The following is a 21708-nucleotide window of genomic DNA, read 5'->3' as shown; positions in this document are numbered from 1 at the left end:
AGGAGGTGTGGCCATGGAAAAACCTACAGCAGAGAGCATAGGCAGCAACAAAGAGCAGCCCACACCGCCTCCTGAGGAGGAGATGGAGGAAGAACTTGCCCGCCCTCGCTTTGTCCCTATCAATCGGCGTAAAAACGCCATGGAGGGAGACGGTGCAAACACCTTTGGCGGCATCAATAAAGCCCCCAGCGTGTTTGAAAAAGGCACCTTGTTTGATACCAGAGTGAATTGAAAACCATCCGCTCCACACGTTACCCGATGGGTGACTTGTGGAGCGGATTTTGTTTCTAAAGGTTTTCTAAAAAAATGGGTAGGACTCTTTTATAGAGGTGGGAAATATAGTAAACTATATATAAATTAGCCGACAAAATATCCGCTTTTTTGCGGGCTTTATTAAGTAGAAAATGAGGTGTCTTGATGAATAAAAATCAACAATTACCCTTCCAACGCAACCGCTATTACCATGGAAAGATGTTAACCTCAGCAGACTTTCTGGCGGAGCAAGTCTATGGCTTGCAAAAGCGACAATTCAGCAATGGAATGCTCTTTGGCAAGGGCATTGTTTGCGGTCTGGGGGTCTATAGTCTGGATGACCAGTCCATCATGGTGGACTCTGGCTTGGCACTAGACAGTGAAGGCCGTGAATTGGTGGTGGCCTCTACTGTGGTGCGCAAACTGTCCACCATCACAGGGTTTGACAGCTTGGAAAGCAGTCAAGCTGTCCTTTGCCTGCGCTATCAAGAAACCCAAACCACCCCTGTGTATGCAGTGGGTGGCGCCCAAAGCAGTGAAAGTTTTGAGCACAATCGTGTGGCAGAAGGGTGGGAGTTAGTGCTCCAAGATGGGGATGCCTTGGAAGAAGGGGCACCCATTTCTGAGTTTTTGACCAGTGCCATGGTGTATAGCGACAGCACTTATGTGGTGAGTTTGTCTCTGCCTGCCATTTGCCCAGTGGGGCAACAGGTGCGCTTGGATATGAGCGTTCAATGTCTGGCGGAAGGGGCAGAGCCTTTGACCATCCAAGCTGTGGTGAAAACCCCTGCCTTTACCACCCCGGATGGTGAGCATCAGCTGACCATCGTTCAAGAAAACATTGCCTTGTCCCAAGGGGAAGAAGGGGTGTATTCCTACTGGATGACAGCCCAAGCCACTGCAAACCCTGAAACTATTTTGATTGTGGAAGGGCAAGACACCCACATCACCGTTGGCGATAGTGCCAAGGAGATGAAAGACAATGTCCATCTGCACTTGGGTATTCAAAATGTAAGCGCCCAAGCATTGGTGTTGCGTGCGGCTACACGCATCAATTTAGAAGGGCACCAAATGGTGGTGGAACATGGCATGGTGGCATTGGCAACCATCACCTTGCAACGCACACGCACGGCATATTTAATTGAAGCCATTGACGAAGATGGGGTGCGGACTTATGTAGAAACCCCAGCCCATGCGTCGTTGCGCCACCATTATGAAGGATATTTTGCCCCCAGTGGTACGCCACAGGTGGGACAGTTGGAGGCAAAGGCAAATAAAGAAGACGCTATGGCTCATGGCTATAAAGAGCCTGTGTATGCAACGGGCGTTTGCGAAGTGCCTGTCAGTCAAGGGCGTAAGGGGCAGATTTTCTTCTCTGATGAAATTCTCCATGGCCTTGGTCGTGGCAATGTCCATGTGGAAGTGGGTTTTGAATATTTGACACAAGACAATCGCACACAAAATCAGTCTCGCAATACTATTTACGGCAATGCAGACTTGTTCCGTGGGGAAAATCCCCCCATCGTCCAATCGGACAAGGCGGTGAAGGTGCAGTGTGACCGTGGTAGCTTTGTGGTGGCGTTGCGTTTGAACCAAGACACCACCCAAGCCACAGCGTCTGTGCGTTGGGTGGCCACACGCTACGGCGGTGGCGAAGACAGTCATCGCCTCCAACAGCTTGTCGGCAAGAGCATTGCGGCCTTGCAGCCCACGGTGGTGCTAGCCACCCGAGAGAGCCATTATTTCGGAGTGGAATTTAAAAATATTGAGCCTTGCTCCGTCAGCTATACTTTGACCGAGGAAAACTCTGGCTCCATTACCACCGATGGGGTTTATACTGCCCCCAGCAAGGAAGGGGTTTATGAAATCCGCATTTCTTGCACCGATAACCCTCTGGTTTCTACCTATGCCTATGCAGTGGTGAAAAAGTACCAAGTCAATGAGCAAGAGGGCAAACAAGAGGGTAAGTAAGAGGGCAAGGGCGACAAAGCCTAACTGTCTATCTTAGGATACCGCAAAAATTTTCGCAGAGGAGGCATAACATGGTGTATCAAGGTGCTGGTTTAGTGTTGCAAGTCATTGGCGATATATCCCACGGTGAGAGCAATGATGTGCTGATTTGTCGTGATAATGCTTCTCCTCTGGGCAAGGAATACACCCTTTTGGTGCTTCACAAGGAACAGAGTAAACGCAAAGTGGTGCAGGTGCTAGAGGGGGCAGAAAAGCAAGCCTATGTGGCACGGTTCGCCCACGGAGAATCCCTGTGCTATGTGTTCCCCTACCGTCAAGAACGGGAGCTATCTCAATTTGCACCGGGGCAAGTGACGGCTGTAAAGCAACGGGAAGAGGTGGCTGTTAATTTGGTGATGGCTTGCCTATCTTGTGGTCTGCCCTATCCCATACTGGCTCTTATTCTCACCCAAAATCAGGTGCATCTAGGGCAAGACAACGAGATTTACTTTGGCTATGGACTGGATTTATCGCTGCTGAAGCCGGAGGTAACTGAAAGCCAGTGCACCATTGCTTGCGCCGAATTGGTCATCAACCTGCTAGAGCGAGACATTCCGGAACGCAAGCAATCCCAAAGCTATCAAATCATCCGCAAAAAGCGTTTGAAAAATGCTTACAACAATCTGCCAGAGCTGTATCGTGATATCTGCCTTACGGCAGTTTCGGGGGAAAAGGTGGGGATTGTCAAGAAACTGAAAGCGTGGTTCAAAACCCACGAAGGATTGTTTTTCCGCCTGCTGGTAGTGGTGTGCATTGTGCTTATTTTTGTGGCACTGACCAGTTTGCTGTCCTATTTGATTTTTGGCGAGAACCTGTGGTTCCGTTTTTTCCAAGATAATTTTTCCATCATTGGCACAGAGAATTTAAACCCGTAGCAGTAGATTTTTTAGAAAGGGGTGGGCGCTGTTGAAAAAAGTGAGCATCACTGTCGTTCTAATCCTAGCTTGTTTGGGGATTGCGTTATACACCTTACCCATGCCCCAAACTGAAACCCTGCAGCAAGTGGTTGCTTTAGACGACCGCAGTGGCTATTTGGCCATTGAAACGGTGAACCAAACTCATTGGATTTACGAAATAGACACCACGGGTGCTATGATCAGCGCCCGTGTCCTTGACTTTGATGACCAAGAGTGTTACAGCTGGGTGGAAGCCATGGCGCAGGCGGGGGACGATTGTTATCTGCTCTTAGGGCTGTATGACACCAACGCTGTTTATAACACCACCTGGCAACTGTGGCACATGGACGTAAGTGACTACACCTTGACCAATTTGGGTAATGACAATGGGCTATATTCCATGGTGGTTAAGGACATGATTTTAGACGGTGCAGGTGTGTCTGTGGCAGGTATCAACGATGACCAACAAGTGCAGGTCATTTCTTGGGATGAAACCACTTGGACGCTGACCCAATTGATAAGTGATGTAGAAGCACTGAGCCTGTACTACAACGATGACGTGTTGACCATCCAAACCCTAGAGGGGGACTGGTATCGCAACGTGGGAGAAAGCCTATATGCCACCACGTCGTTGAGTGGCAATGGTGCCTCTGAAGTGGCTGGCTTTGACATAGAGTTGACCCAAACATGGAGCGGTTTATTAAGCCGCGGGATTTACCGTTTAGCTGTGATGGGCATTGTCATTGGGCTGGGTCTGCTGCTGTGGGTTTTTGCAGTCAAATACCAAAATTTAAAACTGATTTCCCTGCGCTTGATGGTGGTCACCGTGGTGACACCGCTTGTGGTGCTGGCAATTTTAATCGGTGCCTTGTTCCAGATGGAGGCAACACAAACCATGAACCACAGACTTACCTTTGGTCAAGAAACCACGGCGCAAAAGGCGCAGTGGCTTGGTCAAATAGAAGGGGTATCTCGCCTTGGGGTGCTGTCAGCAGAAGATGTTACCTTGCTGGGTGAACACGACACTTTAATGACTGCCCAAGAAATTCTCTACTCGTCCACCATGGCGCAAGGCACTTTGGTGGAAGGGAACTTTGACCAAGAGATTTTGGACATGATGGAAGATGGTTTGCGAGGTTATGGCGATGCCGCTACCATCGCAGCTAACGACCGCCTTTGGGTGGTGGCTGTGGAACCTGTTTATGCAGGCACCCAAGTGGTGGCACTCTTAATGAGTACATATCCAGTGGACACCCAAACCGCCGTGCTACAACCTGTTTTGGAAGATCAAGTGATGACCTTGGTTTTGATGACCATGATTTGCCTGCTGTTTGCCATTTGGAATATTTGGCGGTCGTTCCGCTCTATGGATAAATTGGTGAACCAAATGGAACACATAGCTCAGGGGAATTATGCCACCCATTTACGCCGGCAACGTCTAGATGAATTGGGCAGTATGCATACCACTTTGCAGGAACTGTGCATGGGTTTGTCCATTCGTGATTATGAAATCAATGCCACGCTCCAATCGTATCAGCGGTTTATCCCCCGTGGGGTGGATCAGCTGTTGGGGTGTGCAAATGTTACGGACATTGATGTGGGCGATGCCCAGATGTTAGAAGGTGCAGTGGCATTGATGGCGGTGAGCAACCGTGGCAAAGCCCGCAGTAGCCTTAGTGACCGTGACTATGTGGACTTTATCAGCCGCAGTTTTGCCCAAGTGGAAACCCAAGTGGGCGAGGGAGAGGGGCAATTGCTTGCCTCAGGCTTCCAACCAGCATTCATACCGGCACTGTTCCCTCAAGGGGTGGCCAGTGGGTGTGATATGGGCTTGCGGTTGATGGGCAGTTGTCAAGATGAGGGTGCCGCCTCTAAGGGTGTGCTGCAACCGGCTTACAGCTTCATCCTCCATTACAGTAAATTTCTCTATGGGGTGGGTGGCACCAAAGGACAGGTATTCCCCTTTATTTCCTCTGCGGAGCTGATTTTCCTCAGTGGTTACAGCCAGAGCCTGTACAAAGCCGGGGTGCAAATGGTGATGACCCATGTGGCCATGGAGCAACTGGGAGCCAGCTATGCCAAACGTTACATTGGCTTTGTGTCTATGGAGCAAGGAAAAACCTTCCAACTTTATGAGTTGCTTGGCGGCTACAGCGACATTGTGCGCAACCAACGGCTTCGCTATGACAGCGAATTACAAAAGGGGATTGCCCTGTTCTACAAAGCGGATTTCTTCTTGGCCCGCACTTGTTTTTCACAGTTGCTCAAAAGTTGCCCTGACGATGGCATTGCCCGCTGGTATTTGTTTGCCTGCGAAGAACGGCTCCGTGGTGAACGGGTGGAGGACTTGGCTCTTTTTAGCACAGGGTAAGCATATAACGCATAACGACAAATCTTAAAGCAGACAGGAAAGGGGGCGACCTAGGTGAGCAGTTTGTTTACAGCTGTGAAATCAGCAGTACGAAAGCGGATATACCCAGTGTGGTATGCAATCAAACGCTATAGTAATCTCTCGGTACTTAAGGTCAAGCTCTTTATTCCCATTCGCAAATTCCTAACCAATATCTTAAATGTAAAGCCACGCTCTAGCACAGATTATGTGCCAGTGGCACGGTACTTGGTCAGCAAGCGATTGGTTCTAGCTATTATTATTTTGGCAGGTGTTGGCTGTGCCTATTATATCTCCACCGTTATGCCAGATGACTTGTTTGGCAGTAGCACGATTTCCCGTTATCGCTACGACTCGTGGATTTTGAAGTTCTACACAGGCGAGGTGCAAATCCTTGCCGAAGATGGCTATGTGGCCTATGAGGGATATGTGGAAGACGCATATTGCACTGGCACTGGAAGCCTGTATGATAGTGATGGTAATTTGGTATACGCAGGGGATTTCGACCAAAGTGCTTTCAATGGCACAGGCGTAAGCTATTACCCCACTGGTGTGGTCAAGCACACAGGCGCCTATGTGAATAACCTTTACCACGGTGAAGGACAAGATTATTACGCCACAGGGATTTTGGCCTATACAGGGGCGTATGTAGACGGCTTACGGACAGGGGAAGGGGTGCTAAACAACTACGCAGGCACCCAAATTTACCAAGGTACATTCCAGAGCAATTACATTGTGTATCAAAATTTGTTGGGCAAATCCAGCCAAGAGGTGGATGGTTACTACAGTGGTAGTGCCACAGTGTACAGTTCAAGCAGTGAGTATGTGGTGACCATGGAGGAAATCGATGCCTTGTATAGCTTGGCCGATGGTGCCAATTCTTTAAATGAAACTTGGCCTGTGGAGCGAATTTTGGTTCTGGAAGATGAAATTCAAATCGAAGGACAGATTTTCACCAGTATCAACGCCATAACTGCCTATCTGGGGCAACCCAATTACATGGGCACCGCCTGGGTCAATCTGGAAGAATCTGTGGCCATCAATACATTGTATGAGGCGGGGCGGCAAGATTTTGGGCAAGTGACCATGTCTGGTAGTTCTGTATTTCAAGAGGTGTATACCATCGATGGGTACGACACGGCTGTAGAGGTGTATATTTACAGCTATCTCCGTGATGGCATTGGCTATACCTTCTACACACCCATGGCAGGGCAGGACAGCTTTGTCTTTTATGCCTTGGAGCTGATATAACAATTTAACAAACAAAAGGGGGGGAGAACATGAACGTCTATAAATGGAAACGCTATCTTTGTGCATTGTTGACAGTGACCTTTGTGTTGACCTTGTCCCCCATAGAAGCCCAAGCCGCCAACAAGACCCTCACATCAGCCCAAGCAGTGGTGCTGGCGGTACGCAATAGTTCTGATATTTCCAAGCGCAACAATGAGATTATTTTAAAACAGCTACAATATAGCGATACAGTGGCCAGTGCCCAAGCGGTGGCGAAGAGCATACGGTCATTCCGCTGGACACCGTTGCTGTCCTTTTCCTTCCCTTCTCAGTTAGACATGGGGGAAACCTATGATTTGCAAATTCAGCCCATTATTTTGCAGGTGGAGCTAAACACGTTAAAATATTCCTTGAACGAGGTGACCCGCACGGTGGAAAATGAGGCGCAATATCTCTTTTTGGAGTGTTATGTGGCCCAAGAAACCATTGCCTTTACCCAAGAACGATTGACCAGTGCAGAGGCGGACTATCTGCGAGACAGCGCTCGCCTGCTCATTGGCGAGGGTACCCAAGAAGACGTGGATTACATGGAAGACCGTGTGGACACCTTGACCACAGAGTTGACAGACCTTTGGCGCAGTTACGAACTGTCCAAAAGTAGCTTGAGCGATATGATTGGTGTGGATGTCAGCACAGGATATACTTTCCGCAACCCCATGCTCACGGCTGATATTCCACGGACACAGCTGGATAATTTGGTCAACTACACCTTAACCTATGACCTGTCTTATTATGAAGCACGGATGACCACCTCTACGGCACTGATTAACTTAGAGGGGTATGAAACCCTGATGAAAAATTACTACGGTGGTGCGATGGGTACCATTCAAACCTATATCAACATGGCGAAAAACGGTCAAGACATTGACTATGCCGCTTTTATGTTGGCCTATCGGTCGTTTTTAACCCAAATTGACTCATATTGGAGCGGGACACGACGTATCCTCTTTTTCAAATTCAACTTGGAGTGGTTCAAAGGGGATTTAAGCGGTAGCCGTTATATCGAAGATGAAATGTATGCCGTTTACAATGCTTGCATGGAATATAGCAATGCGTTGCAAAACGAGGCCATGGTGAAAGAATCTGTGGAAACCCAAGTCCGCACCAGTTATGAGTCGATTGGCTCAGCCAGTCGTGCCTACGAGTCTTTGACTGAGTCGGTGGCAGAGTATAAAGAAGACTTGGAACGGGTGACGGCACTGAATAAATTGGGGCAAGCCACCTATGACGAGGTGGAAGTGGCGCTGACCTTATACCAAGACACCCAATTGTTGCAGGTGGAGGCGCTGGCGACCTACAATGAGCTGCTATACGATTATGACCTGTTGACCTGCGGCGCTGTTAGCAAGTATTTTTCTGGCGAGTCTTTGAGCTTAGACGGAGATGGTAGCGGTGAAAGCGTTACTATTTTAGACGTGACCAGTGACCCTTATTATTACATCACCAACACGGTGTTAGACTTGATGTTCCATGTGGGCGTGGTCATTCCCGATGGGCTAGATCCTACTGTGACGTACTTTGAAGTGTGGTGCGAGGACTATCAAATTGGAAGCCGGGTATCGGTGGATGAAGTGGTGTCCCACTTGGCCACTGACTATGGTGGCACCAATTTGTTGACCTTGCGGTTTTACGATGGAGACACCTATGTGGGCGAGTGTGAAATTGATGCTAGTGTGGCCTATGGTGCCTTAGACTTTGGCACAGTGGAAGTGGCGGCGGAGGTGCTGCCTTTAGGGAGCTACGCAGGTTCTACCCAAAACTATGGCATGGTTAGCACATCTACCTTGTCCATCACAACGGCAGTGAGCACATCCAATGCCATGGGTGATGCCACGTCTTACATGGTGTTTTACCAAGGGCAAGCCGTGGGCAGTGACACTGCCATTGCCATTGCTGATAACCTAAGCTATTTATCCGTACTGCTGGTTAGTTTAGACGATGCCACCATTGTTTTTTACGACAGTAGTGGTACCCCAGTAGAAAAAGGGTATTTCGATACCGCCACCGCCAGTATCTGGCCTGTGGAATAACCCCCAGTTCACTAAAACTCTCAAACCGAGAAAGGAGCGGGCACATGAAAACAATACTGAATTATAAACGCTGGCTCTTGATTGGTCTTTGTTTTGCAATCGTTGTGGGATTGATTGTAGTGGTTTCCGGGGCACTGTGGAGCGAGGACGATGCTGTGCACATTGACCCAGATGAAATTCCTTCGTCCACACTGGTCATCGGCACCCATTTGATTCATTTGAGTGCCCTCACCGATTCTATTTATGAGGTGGCTGTGGCGTCGGCAGAAAATTCAGGGCAAAGCCAAGTGTACTACAAATCAGAGCTGGCAGACGGCACTTGGTTTGATATTACTACAGCCTCTGAATTGGCAGACATCACCACAGGGGGGACCCCTGTCACCACCGATGTGATTGCCGCCCTCTTTTTCACCCATCACACCAAAGATGATGGCATTACCTACGATTTGCGTACCGATACTGCGGTGTGTATTTTCGACATTCCTGACCCCTATGACATTGAAACTCTTGATGAGTTGCTACCTTTGAAAATGCGCTATGACACCATTTATGAGTTGGAGAGTGACAGTGCCACAGGGCAGGCAAAAATTGCAGAAATTGAGGAAATTCTCCTCTTTGATGTGCAAGACAGCTATACCGATGGCATCGATGCCCAAATTGCCGCCTTGGAAGTTTATTGTAATGTGTTGCGTGAGTACGATGCCCCCACCCAAGAGATTATCGAGGTGCAAACGGTGCAAGCTGGATTGGATGCTGAACGCCGTGCCTATGTGTTCGCCATTTTGTTAGAGGAATTGGCCACCTATATGGACACCATTTACGCCGTCACCGACACATATGATGACGATGGCGAGTTGATTGAGAGTGAGAGTGCAGACACAGCCCTCCAGTCGGCTGTCAGTGAAAGTTACGAAAATGTAGGGGAATCCCTGATTAACTATGAAAGCATCACCCTTATTGAGGGCTCTACTGTATTCTCATCTTATCGCTACGGCCAGCAAATGGAATTGGTTGCCAATGCAGAAGCCACCAATCACACAGGCTGTGACACCAATGTGGCAAACCTCATTCATCTTAACAACATTGAGTCCTCTCAAATTGTAGATGCCACAGGGGAGTCTGCTTTGCTGACGGCAACCCTTATTCCTCAGGCCACCAGTGCATATACAGCGGATATTGCAGCAGGAGAAAACGACGATTACGCAGTGGCTGTGGCGGCAAATCAAGCCCAGGTCATGAAGAATTCCGTTATTTCCACTGCCTCCAGTACGGCAGATGGGAAGCGAGGAGAACTGGAATTTCTCATCACCGCCTACACCAATCGGCTAGAAGCCTCTGTAGCCATGGACTATGTGGATGCACGGCTTTTGATCACCATGGATTGGTACAACACCATCCCCAGTGACGACTTTGCCACCTCTATGTCCGCCACTGTGGATAGCCATGTGGATTATCTCACCGCACTGAGACGGACCTTGGAGCTTTCCTTGGGTGGCAATGAACTTGACCAGCTGATAGCAGAAAAAGAAGACTTGCAAACAGAACTTCTGAGCGCCTTAGATGATGGCGACTTGGCATTGGCACTGGAAATTGAAGAGGCAATAGCCTTGATTGACGCAGAAATCGATGCCTTGCAAGAAGATCAACAAAGCCAGGTTACTGTGTTGGATGACTTGGTGGATGCCCTTGAAAGCTTGCTAGAAGAGTGCACCGACACCAGCGATACTGACACCAGTAATACCGATGCATTGCTGGATGGAATTTCTGCGGTGGTGGCTGATTTGACTGACGGGGTAGATGCCCTGTCCAGTGACGAGCAAAGCTTGATTACAAGTGCCATTTCTGCTTTAGAAACGGCTGTGACTGCGGCAGAAAGTGGGGACACTTCTACATTGAGCAGCGATGTTTCTGCTGTGATTGACGGACTGAGTGATGGTTTGGATAGTTTGTCTGGGGACCAAACTGCAAGCGATTTGACCCAAAGTGCCATTGATGATTTGCAAGCGGCTTTGTCATTGTCAGAAACTGGCACCGTGGATACTGACGCATTGATAGAAGGGCTGTCCTCCGTGATTGACGACTTGAACGACAGTTTAAGCGATTTGTCCAGTAGCCAGCAAGACACCAAGGACCTATTGCTGAGCACCATTGCCACACTACAAGATGTTTTGACAACGGCGCAGGCCACTGATGGTGCTACGTTGGCGACGGATTTAACCAGCCAAGTCACCGACCTAAGTGCTACCCTTGCTGCCTTAGAAGGTGGACTGTCTGATGGGACGTTGGGGTCAGTGGTGGTGGGGGCAGTGGCAGATGTGAAGTCGGCGTTGTTAAGCGATGACACAGATGCAGTGGCCACAGCGGTGGACACCTTGGTGGAGATGTTGAGCTTAGACCAAAGCTTGGTGTTCCCCTATCTGGCTGATGTCTATGAGGATTTGAGCCTAGACCAAGTGCTCAATGGTAACGACCATAGCGATGCCATTGAAGCCATTGAAACCGCTATTTTAGAGAATTTAGATGCCTATGAAGCCAGTTTGCAGACGGAAAAATCTGCATCTACATTGGCTAGCATTGCAGAGGAGTATTTTACAGGCGATACAGACAGTTTGTTTGACACAGTATCCACGGGTATGAGTGATTTGTTTACCACAGGCACATTGTTCGGCACGGAGCCTGTGACAGATGATTCTGGCTTGGGTTCAGGCTTGAGCAGTGGCAGTGGCGTGGATTTGACCGACTTAGAAACCTTAGGCAGTGATAGTGATGGCGGTGTGTATCTGCTGGCGCTATCGTTGTACTATGACTTGATGGGTGGCGACGATGTGGCCAACTTGATAGGCGGTGTGGCACGGCGACAAATGGAACTGGGCAATGCCTTGGTGTATTATCGCATCAATGACGGTGCCAACTACTATTTGCCCTTGTCTGCGGTGGAAACATTGACAGGATTGCGCTATGTGTATAACACGGCTTCTGGCACGGCTACCCTTGCAAAAGGAGGCACCTACTATGCCTTTACCCTGCGCAGTACCAGCGTGCAAATTGGCAGCGATACCACCCAAACCATGACACAACCTGCTAGCTATCAAAACGGCATGCACATCATTGACAGCTATGCCATTAGTGAGTTTGCCATAGGGTGTATCTATTTAGGCAGCACAGATTACGGCCTGGCCTACACCGATGAACTATTAATAGAAGCAGAGACTTTGTTGGCGCTGATGCTGGCATAAGGGGGGAGGAACCATGGCAGATTATCCGATTTTTGCAGATGTATCTCAGTACATCGTGGAAATGTTGCGAGGCAAGATGTGCCCTGAGCCCATCCCCTCTGGCAACAACATTCAAGTCACCAGTCCTGCCGAGCAGGATGCGGACTATCTTTTGGGGCTGTATCTCTACGATATTGTGGAGGATGGGAATTTTTCTATGCCCCAGACTTTGCGTCGAGGGAGCACCCAACAGGTGAAAGCCCCCAAGCCCTATAAACTCCATTATATGCTCTTTTTAAATGGGTCGTCTCAAATGGGTTTAAAAGCAGGAGACACCCAAAAGATTTTAGGACGTGCCGCCCAAATCGTCAGCGATGGTGGTGCAGTCAGACCCAACGACTTGCAAAACTGGTTGGAGTTTGAAGAACCGCCTATCCGCATTGTGGCCAGTAAAATGGCGCTGGAAGAAAAGGTGCGTGTCTGGTCAGCCATCAATAAGCCCTATCAGGTGAGCCTGTTTTACGATGTATCTCCTGTGTATATTTCCAGTGAAAAGGTGGCCACCCATACCTTGGTTACCGAGGCTCAATTTGGTATCAACCTTAAAAATGCCCCAGAAAATGGGAGCAGGGGAGGTGATGGATAATGAGCCGTTTGGTACACAAACTGGTGCTGGCTCTGCGATTGATAGACACCACCACAGGACTGGGCGCACCCATCCAACAAGTGCAGGTGTGGCGCAATGGAACGCTGTTGCACCTGTATCCAAGAGACGGCGGTATTCTCATTGTCTTAGACGGTGAGCGAGAGGACGGTGTTTTAGAAATTCGTGTGGCTGGGTTTTACACAGAACGTGTAGATCTGGTGTACGCAAATCTTTCGCCAGATGCACCGCTGTTAGAATTAGAGCTTATTCCCATTACCAAGGACAAGGCCATTACATCGTTGCACAGTCTGCGTGGGCAGATGAAAGGCATGGTGGCGCTAGATGCTGTTCGCTTGGGGCGAGGGGGCTGTTTCATCAAAGGCTATGACAGTCGCAAACGGATTGTCACCCTAGACAATCCCTATCATCAGATTTTCGACAGAGCCAGATATGCTGTGGTGGATGGACGCAAGCAAACCTATGAGGTGATGGAGCTTGCCCGTGTGATTTCCGACCAAGAGCTAAAGGTGAAGGGCACGTTTGCAGGTGATTTTGCAGGTGATTTTCACTTGGCATCCATTGTCAAAGGCAGGGTAGAGCCAGATGGTACCTATCTGTTGCAATTGCGAGAGGACGGTGGTCCCACCAAATGGTTGGTGCGCTATCAAATCCGAGATGGAACCCACGCCTTTGTGCCTGTCGACTTGCGTACAGACACCAGTATTCTTCCGCCAGAGGTGGAAGGCGGCGGTAAACCGCCAACTATACAATCAGATGTAGAAAAGGAGGCGGTGAGCGATGCCTGTAGCGGTGGTTAATCAATCTCCCATTCGTTGTAGCATGGCGGTGCCGGGGAGCACTGGCGTATTGGTGGTGCAATCCCAGATGGTGCGTCGGGTGAATGGGCAAGCGGTTGCCACGGTGGCAGACTCCACCCCCACCCAAGTAATTTGTGGGGTATGCAATTCTGCCAGTGCACCGCCAGTGCAAGCGGCTACCGCCGCCGCATTAGGGGTACACACCCCAGCGCCCTGCATGCCCAGCACCACCCAAACGTGGAAAAACCAGTCCCCTGTCAGTATGAAACTTTCAGGGAAAGAGGCATTGATGACAGGTGCAACCTTGACCTGTTCTTATGGCGGCACCATCACCATCATCAATTCCGCTCAGCAAAAACTTCGTGGCTAAGTTGTACCTAACAATTTATATTTTATAAAATTTTAGTAAGGAGGATGGATTTGAGGAGGCTCAAATCCAAAAGAAAACTATGGCTGAATATCTATCTCCCGGTGTCTATGTGGAAGAAATTGACTCTGCACCCCGTGCAATTGAAGGGGTTGGCACCAGCACAGCAGGCTTTGTGGGCATGACTGTGAAAGGCCCTGCAGGTGGCGCACCTGCTTATTGCCCCAGCATGGCTGAATTTACCCGTCAGTTCGGTGGTTTCCTCAGCGAGTATACCCATGGGGAATATCGCTATCTGCCTTTGGCTGTGGAACAATTCTTCGCCAACGGTGGTACCCGTTGCTTCATCTCCCGTGTGGTGCCTGCTGACGCCAAGTGCGCCCAAGCCAACAGTGGCGTGCTGAGCATCAGTGCTGCCAACCCTGGCAAATGGGGCAACCGTGTGGTGATGACCTTTGAAACCGTCAATCGTCGTAAGTTCCAAGTGCTAGAAGCCGTGGGCGGTGCCTCTTATCGTGTGAAAACCATTTCTGGTTTTGGCGAAGGGGATTTGGTGATTTGCGGTAGCGAATTGAACCGCATTGAAGGCGTGTTTGACAACATGGTCACCTTTGTGCAACCTTTTGAAAGCGACATCGTGGACACCGCTCTGGTGCCTAAGACTGTGGTGTATTCCGTTGAAATGGACGTGCAAGTCCGTTACGAAGGGGACGGAGAAAACTATGCTGGTGTCAACCTTGACCCTGCTTCTAGCAATTATCTGGCAAACCGCATCACCAAGAGCGACTTGGTGCAAGGCTTGACACTGGAAACAGTGGACGGCTTGGTGAACCCTGTTTCTGCTATTTTGGGCGAAGGCAAAACCTCTGGCGTTTTGGTGTTTGCAGGCGGTAGCGATGGCACCCAAGGTGCAGTAGACGCTGGCACATACATCGGCACCGACGAAGGTCCCGGCAAGCGCACTGGTATCCAAGCCTTCTTGGAAAACAATGTGGTGAGCATTATGGCAGTGCCCGGCATCACCATGCCAGAAGTGGTCATCTCTTTGGTGGCACACTGCGAAAACACCCAAAGTCGTTTCGCCATCATTGACATTCCTCAAGATTTGAAGAAAACTGGGGAAATCTTAGAGTATCGTGAAATGATTGACAGCACCTTTGCTGCCATGTACCATCCTTGGGTGCAAGTGTTTGACCCCATCAGCAGAAAACCCGGCTATTGCCCACCTTCTGGCGCTGTGGCTGGCGTGTACTCTCGCACCGATGTCCGTCGTGGTGTCCACAAGGCTCCTGCCAATGAAACCATCGCCTGCTCTGGTTTGTCCATCGGCTTTACCACTGGCGAACAAGATATTTTGAACCCCGCTGGCGTGAACTTGATTCGTGCTATGCCTGGTCAAGGCATCCGCATCTGGGGCGCTCGCACCGCTTCTAGCAATTCTTCCTTTAAATATGTCAACGTGCGCCGTCTGTTTATCTATGTGGAACAATCCATCAAAGTTGCCACCAACTGGGTTGTCTTTGAACCCAACACCGCTGTTTTGTGGAACCGTGTCCGCATGACCATCGATGGCTTCTTGAATGGTATTTTCCGTGCAGGTATGCTCTTTGGTGAAGCACCAGGCGAAGCTTATTTTGTGGAAATCGGTCCCAACACCATGACCCGTGATGACATTGCCAATGGTCGTTTGATTTGCGAAATAGGTATTGCCCCCAGCCGTCCTGCTGAATTTGTCATCTTCCGTGTCAGCCAATTCACTGCTGGTGGCGGTGAATAAGTAGAAAAACAAGTTTGACACATAAAGAATAAATAAAACAAAGGAGGGAATATGAAATGGCTGATTTATATCGTCCCCTATCACAGATGTCGTTTGTGGTCACCCTTTCAAATGTTGGCGGCGGCACAGAACCAAGCGCTGCCTTCAGTGAAGTCACTGGGGTGGAAGCCACGGTAGACGTGATTGAATTCCGCCAAGGCAACTCTGCCAGTTTGGCGCCCATCAAGGTGCCTGGCATGGTCAAGCATGGCAATATTACATTGAAATTTGGCTATACCGAAGACAGCTTATTTAGAGATTGGGTGATGGACTGTGTTAGTGAACAGCGTCCTGCCATTGACCGTGCCACCGTGACCATCGAGTTGGTGGATACGGTGGGCAAGGCCACCGCCGAAGGTAATGTAATCACAGCTGATACGAGTGTCAACCACGCTTGGATTTTGAAAAATGCTTGGGTTTGCAAATATTCTGGGGTGGATTTCAATGCCACCACCAGTGGGATTGCCATGGAATCTGTGGAAGTGGCCTATGAAAGCCTGACCATCCCCAATGATGCAAGTAGCTCTGGTGAAGATACATCTGGTGAAGACGCCAAAGAGACCTAATTTATTACAACGAATAAAGGAGAACTAGTATTATGGCTGAAAATGAATCTGGTCTGTTCAGACCTTTATCTCAAATGTCCTTTGTGGTCACCACTGACTCTGAGGATGCAGGCACCGCCGCTTTTAGTGAAGTTACTGGCATTGAAGGCAGCGTGGATGTTATTGAATTCCGTCAAGGCAACGCAGGGAGCATGAACCATGTGAAACTGCCTGGCTTGGTGAAGCACGGCAACGTGACCTTGAAATTTGGCTACACCGAAAGCAACGCCTTTAAGACATGGGTGATGAACTGTGTTAACGAGCAACGCTCTGCCATTGAACGTGTCAACCTGACCATCGAACTCATTGACACCGTCAATGAAGATGTGGGCAGTGGTGACTTGATGGAAAGCGACGGCTCTGGTGCTAAGGCTTGGGTGCTGACCAATGCTTGGGCTGCCAAGTATTCTGGCGCTGATTTGAATGCAGGTACCTCTGGCGTGGCCATGGAATCTGTGGAAATCGCCTACGAAAAACTAACCATTCCCAATGGCTAATGCACGTTAATCCACGTTGCACTGTGAGGGGAGAACGCTCCTCTCACAGTGCGACGCCAATCATCTGATATGGAGGAATCATCTATGACAACTGAGTATGAATTTACCCTGCCAAAGGGCTATTTAGATAAAAGTGGCACTGTCCGCCGCAACGGCACAATGCGACTGGCCACCGCTGGTGATGAAATCACCGCCACCCGTGACCCCCGTGTCCTGTCCAATCCCTCCTATCTGACCATGGTGATTTTGTCTAAGGTCATCACCAAAATTGAGGGGCTAGACATTATTTCCCCCAGCACCATCGAGCGGATGTTTACCGCTGATTTGGCATTTTTACAAGATATGTATCAGCGTATCAACGATGTGGAACCACCTAAGGTGACGGCTGTTTGTCCTAGCTGTGGGAAAGTCCATGAGGTGCCTATAAATTTTACGCAAGAGGGATAACGCTGTATCCAGAGGCTGAGCTGTTCCAAGAGGTTGGCTTCGTCTCCTACTATTTCCATTGGAGCCAGAGCGATGTGTTGAACATGGAACACGCCATGAGGCGGCGCTGGTGCCAAGAAATATCCAATATCAACAGCGCCCTCACTGCCCAGTCTAGTAAACCTGCCAAAGGCAAAGAAGTGAGCATCACTGAATTTGGCAAGAAAAAATAAAAACAGAGAAAGGGGGATGCCCTATGTCCTACGATGTGGAAAATTATGTGGTATGGAACCAAAGCCGCCGTGCCTTAGAAAATTTTAACTTTATGCTCCGGGTGGAACTGCTTTTTGATATTCCTCTGCGCTCTGTCAAACCCTTTACCAGAGAGTTGGAGTATGAGCATGTGCAAGAAGGTGGCTTGAATGACTACGTTCATATGCGCCGTAAGCCCATTAGCAAACCCTTTACTTTAGAAATTGAACGTTATGTCACAGGGGCGGCTATTGACCCTCTCCCCCTTGGCACACCCTTGGTTTTGCCATTGATGTTGATGGTGGGTCATGCGCCCAATCAATTTATTCCCCTCTGGTGTGCCCGTACTTATGTATTTACAGGGTGCGTGGTGATCTCCAAAACCTTTGGCGAGCTGATTTCTGAAAAATCAGGACTGCTCACCGAAAATCTCACCATTAGCTATCAAGAGCTGTACCATGTGGACAATCCCCTCTATGACGTGGCGGGGAACATAGGTGCAGAATAACCATGGGGTAACCCCCTTGCCAGCTGTGAAAGGAGGGCGCTATGATTACCATTAAAAAACCAATTGCTCTCCATACCGCCATGACGCTGAGCTGTGACACAGGTGGCTTTGCCCAGCGGATGCAGGCCAATTATGCCATGATGGGCACCACCGTCAAGCCCAAAGAACTGTTGTTTTACGTCACCGCTCCCATGGAATTGCCAGAGGAGTGGATGGGCGCCCAAACCAGTTTGCAATTAAGCACCCATGTGCAAAACAATCAAGTGGTGAGCCTGAGCGTCACCAACAATCTCATCAACCGCATTTTATTAGAGCACAATACCCCCTTTACCTATCAAGACACTGTCTACATCTCCTCTGTTTTGCGACAGTTGGGGGTGGAAGAAGTGAGCCACTTTATGTCTGAGGTACGCCGTTTGCGTAAAGAGCAAATGAGCGCCCATACCATCAGCAAACTCTATCAAAAAGTCAACCATACAGAGCAAATTCTCCAGACACTCCTACGCCAAGAGCGTGAAACCCTTGGCCAAAGCACCCAGCAAGAGCCACAAGGGACGCTACGGGAAGGTAGTCAGGACAATTATCTGTTTCAACATATTTTTAACCGCCTAGACAGCAAAACCATTTACCAAGGGGTGCATGCCTTCCAAGGGCACATCCGTCAAAGCGAGTTTAACCCCACCCAAGAGCAACTACGGCTCACCGAGCATATCCGCACCAGCCAAGCATTAGAGCGGACAGAACTACGCACCAACCTGCTAGGCAAACAACAGTTGACCTTGGAGCACGTAATCAATCTCTATGAACAAGGGGATGGGTTGCCATTGCCCCAAAGCCAAGAGCAGGTGCTCAATCAAATCACACAGGCCACCGTGATGCACATGGTGACCCAAGCCCTGTCCCAAGAGTTGGTGTATAACAAGGTGCAAAAGCAACAATGGGTTAACTTTGAGCGCACCATTGCCCAAATGGCAGAGCACAGCTTGGCACGCTACGAACAATTCCACAGCCAACCCATTTCCCATAGTCATCACCATGCCCAGCATACGGCGGTGCAACAGGCTGTGACGGCAGTGGAAATTGAGCAATTGCAATCTCTTTTGCAATGGAGCCAGACCTATGCCCAGACAACGGCTACGACACTCCAGACTCCTGCGCAAACGGCGGAGCATATCATCCATGTGCAACATCCGCAAATGCCAGAGGGGCAAGACCAAACCATTGCCTTTCAAATGCCTGAGGGTGAGGTGCGCCTGTCTCAATTTGAAACGACCACCCAGCATACCTTAGACCGACAAACCACCCATCATGAAACAGAGATGGAACACCAACGCCATCAACAAGAAACCATTACCCAAACCCAGCAATTGCTGCGTTTGACTGCGGAGAAAGAAACAAGGCAAGCCTTCCAAAAGCTGACAGAGCTTCATGTCTTAGACCGTGGGGTGGAGCAACTTTGGCAACGGGAAACCACCTTGTCACCAACGCTGATAAACTTGTTTGGGCAATGGTATGCCCAAACAGTTGAGCAAGGCAGCCAAACTTACAGTCACCACCAACAGCTGCGGCAACAAATTATCAAGACCGATAGCAAACTAGCCCATAGGGTGGAGTTAGCACCTCAAACGGAGGAAGAACTGCTAGAGCAACTTACCCAAACCCTAGTGCAATCAGCCATACACCAACACCGTGACCATATCACCGACCAGTACACCCAACAATTGACCAATCTGGTGGAGCAAAGCTACTACAATCGCCAGCAATTGACCCAAAACCAATGGGTGGAACAAGGAAATCAATCCCACAGCCATCACCAACAGCTCCTCCAGCAGATGGCCGAAGAACAAACGGTGCTGACCCATGCCATGACAGTCATGCCCCAGACAGAGCAAGTGTTGTTGGAGCAGGCAAATACCATATTAGAGCAGACCATCCGCCCCCAAATCGCCCATACCGTCAAGGTGGCGCAAGTGACACAACGGATGGAGCAGTTGGTGGATGAAACCTATCAAAACCAGTATCAAAGTCGATTGACCCAAAACCAACTGGTGCAACAAGCCCAACAGCGCCATATCCATCAACAACAGGTTCTCCAAAAGATGAACCAACAGGTGATGACCCAAATCCATGAGGCCGTGAAGGCACTGGAAGAGGCACAAGCCCTGTCACCTCAAGACACATATATGTTGGAACAACATTTATTACAAGAGTTCCACCAAAAGCTACGGCAAGAGCAAGTGCAAAGAGAGTTGCAAGCCTTACAACCACAAACCCATATTCATACCCAACAAGACCTACAATGGGTGACCCAACAGCATCTCTCAGGGGAGGAAGTCCCCCTTGCCGATTCCCAAGAAGACTTGATAGCAGGTGGAGCCCAGTCCCTTACGCAGGTAACCAATACCCAAATTGACCGCATTACAAAGCTGTCGCAGGTCACAGAGCAGATGGAACAAGTGCAACAACAAACGGACACCCATCTCCATCAAAGCGACAGCCACAGTCAACAAATGTTCCAAAGCCAACCAGAGTTGCGCACCACCTATTATCAACAGCTCACTCAAGAATTGGAGCGCATCCAGCAAGAAAACACCCAGCGCTATCACACCATCCAAGAACAAACGCTATGGGAAGAACAAAAGGGACACCCACAGGCAACTGTGCCCTTAACCTTTGCCTATTCGCCACAAGAGGAGCTGTATCCAAACCAAGGTCAACAGGTGGAACCACCTGCTTTCTTAGAACGTGAGTGTGTTGGCACTGACGGTGCCACCCATATCCAGACCTCTCAAGTGAGCCAACAGCAAACCATAACCCAAGAAGAACACTATGCCCAAATTGCCCAATCGGTACAAATGATTGAGCAACAAAATGCAGAGCGGTTACAAATTCTCCAAGAGCAAGGCTCTACAGAGGAAAAAGGATTTGCCACCACCAAGGCCGATGCCCTGCGGACTTTGACCCATGCCCACAAAGCGCTGGAAGACCCAGAGGTGGTGCAAGAGTTGCAGGGGGCGCCACAGGTACCAACCCAGACCGCTATGCCACCCCAGTTGATGAAAATCATGGAACAGGCCGACCCACAACAGCAGGCACTATTCCAACAGGTATTCCAAATGGGGCAATCGCCACAGTTACGTCCCCAAGGGATGCAAGCTGCAGATGTTGCCGCATTGAAACGGGACATTCAGCAGGCAGAGCGTGACTGGAGCGACCCAGTTCAGATGGCGCATCCCAATCAAGAAGATGGCGAGGATTGGCAGGAAAATCAGGTGGCGGCGGAGGGGTATACCCCCTTGGCGCAAACCTATGGCCAGTTTGCCCACATACAAACGCCAGGCACAAGTCCTCGTAAAGTAAGCAAAACTACAAAATCTACCATGGTACACCGTCAAGAAAACAGCTTCCAAACCCTGTTAGAGGAGATGGAGGAACGCTACACCCAACAGGTGTTGGCGCAGCAGCAAACGGTGCATACCATGGAACAAACCCACACCCAAAATATCCATACCCGCCAGATTAACCACCAAGAAGTGCAACATCAAGTGGAGGATATTTCAAATTTGGTACGCACCACGCTGAGCGGTCAAATGAGTTACATCACTGACCAAGTGTATCAGCAGATGGAGCGTAGACTTGAGATGGAACGCAGTCGCCGTGGGCGATGAGATAGAAGCGTTCAGAGAGGCGG

The 21708-nt window shown here is 49.5% G+C and carries 17 protein-coding genes; all 17 read left to right on the top strand.

The features are described 5' to 3' along the window. Positions 1–13 precede the first annotated feature (13 nt). Positions 14–232 (top strand): hypothetical protein, encoded by a 219-nt coding sequence (locus tag RFF05_RS09920; protein ID WP_409966947.1) that lies wholly within the window; start codon positions 14–16, stop codon positions 230–232. Between the two features lie 185 nt (positions 233–417). Beyond that, on the top strand, positions 418–2223 hold the full coding sequence (locus RFF05_RS09915) for a hypothetical protein (RefSeq protein WP_409966946.1): 1806 nt from the start codon (positions 418–420) through the stop codon (positions 2221–2223). Positions 2224–2294: 71 nt separating this feature from the next. Beyond that, positions 2295–3137: a hypothetical protein gene (locus RFF05_RS09910; RefSeq protein WP_409966945.1), complete on the top strand. Its 843-nt coding sequence runs from the start codon at positions 2295–2297 to the stop codon at positions 3135–3137. 31 nt (positions 3138–3168) lie between these two features. Next, complete coding sequence (locus tag RFF05_RS09905) at positions 3169–5529, top strand: hypothetical protein (RefSeq protein WP_409966944.1); 2361 nt, start codon at positions 3169–3171, stop codon at positions 5527–5529. A 75-nt stretch (positions 5530–5604) separates the two neighbouring features. Then, positions 5605–6798, top strand: coding sequence for a hypothetical protein (locus RFF05_RS09900; RefSeq protein ID WP_409966943.1), 1194 nt, complete (start codon positions 5605–5607; stop codon positions 6796–6798). 29 nt (positions 6799–6827) lie between these two features. Then, entirely contained in the window at positions 6828–8867 is a 2040-nt protein-coding gene (locus RFF05_RS09895) for a TolC family protein (RefSeq protein WP_409966942.1), read from the top strand. Positions 8868–8911: 44 nt separating this feature from the next. Beyond that, positions 8912–12103: a hypothetical protein gene (locus RFF05_RS09890; RefSeq protein WP_409966941.1), complete on the top strand. Its 3192-nt coding sequence runs from the start codon at positions 8912–8914 to the stop codon at positions 12101–12103. Between the two features lie 13 nt (positions 12104–12116). Then, positions 12117–12728: a DUF4255 domain-containing protein gene (locus tag RFF05_RS09885; protein ID WP_409966940.1), complete on the top strand. Its 612-nt coding sequence runs from the start codon at positions 12117–12119 to the stop codon at positions 12726–12728. Continuing rightward, entirely contained in the window at positions 12728–13546 is an 819-nt protein-coding gene (locus RFF05_RS09880; RefSeq protein WP_409966939.1) for a hypothetical protein, read from the top strand. Before RFF05_RS09885 ends, RFF05_RS09880 begins: the two co-directional genes overlap by 1 nt. After that, complete coding sequence (locus RFF05_RS09875) at positions 13539–13916, top strand: PAAR-like protein (RefSeq protein ID WP_409966938.1); 378 nt, start codon at positions 13539–13541, stop codon at positions 13914–13916. Before RFF05_RS09880 ends, RFF05_RS09875 begins: the two co-directional genes overlap by 8 nt. Before the next feature lie 79 nt (positions 13917–13995). Then, complete coding sequence (locus RFF05_RS09870; protein ID WP_409966937.1) at positions 13996–15690, top strand: phage tail sheath family protein; 1695 nt, start codon at positions 13996–13998, stop codon at positions 15688–15690. A 56-nt stretch (positions 15691–15746) separates the two neighbouring features. Further along, entirely contained in the window at positions 15747–16295 is a 549-nt protein-coding gene (locus RFF05_RS09865; protein ID WP_409966936.1) for a phage tail protein, read from the top strand. Positions 16296–16327: 32 nt separating this feature from the next. After that, positions 16328–16831 (top strand): phage tail protein, encoded by a 504-nt coding sequence (locus RFF05_RS09860; protein WP_409966935.1) that lies wholly within the window; start codon positions 16328–16330, stop codon positions 16829–16831. Positions 16832–16915: 84 nt separating this feature from the next. Beyond that, on the top strand, positions 16916–17278 hold the full coding sequence (locus tag RFF05_RS09855; RefSeq protein WP_409966934.1) for a phage tail assembly protein: 363 nt from the start codon (positions 16916–16918) through the stop codon (positions 17276–17278). Beyond that, positions 17275–17490, top strand: coding sequence for a DUF6760 family protein (locus tag RFF05_RS09850; RefSeq protein WP_409970102.1), 216 nt, complete (start codon positions 17275–17277; stop codon positions 17488–17490). Before RFF05_RS09855 ends, RFF05_RS09850 begins: the two co-directional genes overlap by 4 nt. A gap of 23 nt (positions 17491–17513) precedes the next feature. Then, complete coding sequence (locus tag RFF05_RS09845; protein WP_409966933.1) at positions 17514–18017, top strand: hypothetical protein; 504 nt, start codon at positions 17514–17516, stop codon at positions 18015–18017. A 41-nt stretch (positions 18018–18058) separates the two neighbouring features. Continuing rightward, positions 18059–21685, top strand: coding sequence for a hypothetical protein (locus RFF05_RS09840; RefSeq protein ID WP_409966932.1), 3627 nt, complete (start codon positions 18059–18061; stop codon positions 21683–21685). Positions 21686–21708: the final 23 nt, after the last annotated feature.

Source organism: Bengtsoniella intestinalis (genome assembly GCF_039719005.1).
GTDB lineage: Bacteria > Bacillota > Clostridia > Oscillospirales > Oscillospiraceae > Oscillibacter > Oscillibacter intestinalis.
This window is presented reverse-complemented; position numbering and strand designations above follow the sequence as displayed.

Bases quoted from the DNA above. Each gene is read 5' to 3' on its own strand.
- RFF05_RS09910 (WP_409966945.1), top strand. From the start codon at position 2,295: ATGGTGTATCAAGGTGCTGGTTTAGTGTTGCAAGTCATTGGCGATATA.
- RFF05_RS09855 (WP_409966934.1), top strand. From the start codon at position 16,916: ATGACAACTGAGTATGAATTTACCCTGCCAAAGGGCTATTTAGATAAA.
- RFF05_RS09860 (WP_409966935.1), top strand. From the start codon at position 16,328: ATGGCTGAAAATGAATCTGGTCTGTTCAGACCTTTATCTCAAATGTCC.
- RFF05_RS09895 (WP_409966942.1), top strand. From the start codon at position 6,828: ATGAACGTCTATAAATGGAAACGCTATCTTTGTGCATTGTTGACAGTG.
- RFF05_RS09890 (WP_409966941.1), top strand. From the start codon at position 8,912: ATGAAAACAATACTGAATTATAAACGCTGGCTCTTGATTGGTCTTTGT.
- RFF05_RS09915 (WP_409966946.1), top strand. From the start codon at position 418: ATGAATAAAAATCAACAATTACCCTTCCAACGCAACCGCTATTACCAT.
- RFF05_RS09865 (WP_409966936.1), top strand. From the start codon at position 15,747: ATGGCTGATTTATATCGTCCCCTATCACAGATGTCGTTTGTGGTCACC.
- RFF05_RS09840 (WP_409966932.1), top strand. From the start codon at position 18,059: ATGATTACCATTAAAAAACCAATTGCTCTCCATACCGCCATGACGCTG.
- RFF05_RS09880 (WP_409966939.1), top strand. From the start codon at position 12,728: ATGAGCCGTTTGGTACACAAACTGGTGCTGGCTCTGCGATTGATAGAC.
- RFF05_RS09885 (WP_409966940.1), top strand. From the start codon at position 12,117: ATGGCAGATTATCCGATTTTTGCAGATGTATCTCAGTACATCGTGGAA.
- RFF05_RS09920 (WP_409966947.1), top strand. From the start codon at position 14: ATGGAAAAACCTACAGCAGAGAGCATAGGCAGCAACAAAGAGCAGCCC.
- RFF05_RS09870 (WP_409966937.1), top strand. From the start codon at position 13,996: ATGGCTGAATATCTATCTCCCGGTGTCTATGTGGAAGAAATTGACTCT.
- RFF05_RS09845 (WP_409966933.1), top strand. From the start codon at position 17,514: ATGTCCTACGATGTGGAAAATTATGTGGTATGGAACCAAAGCCGCCGT.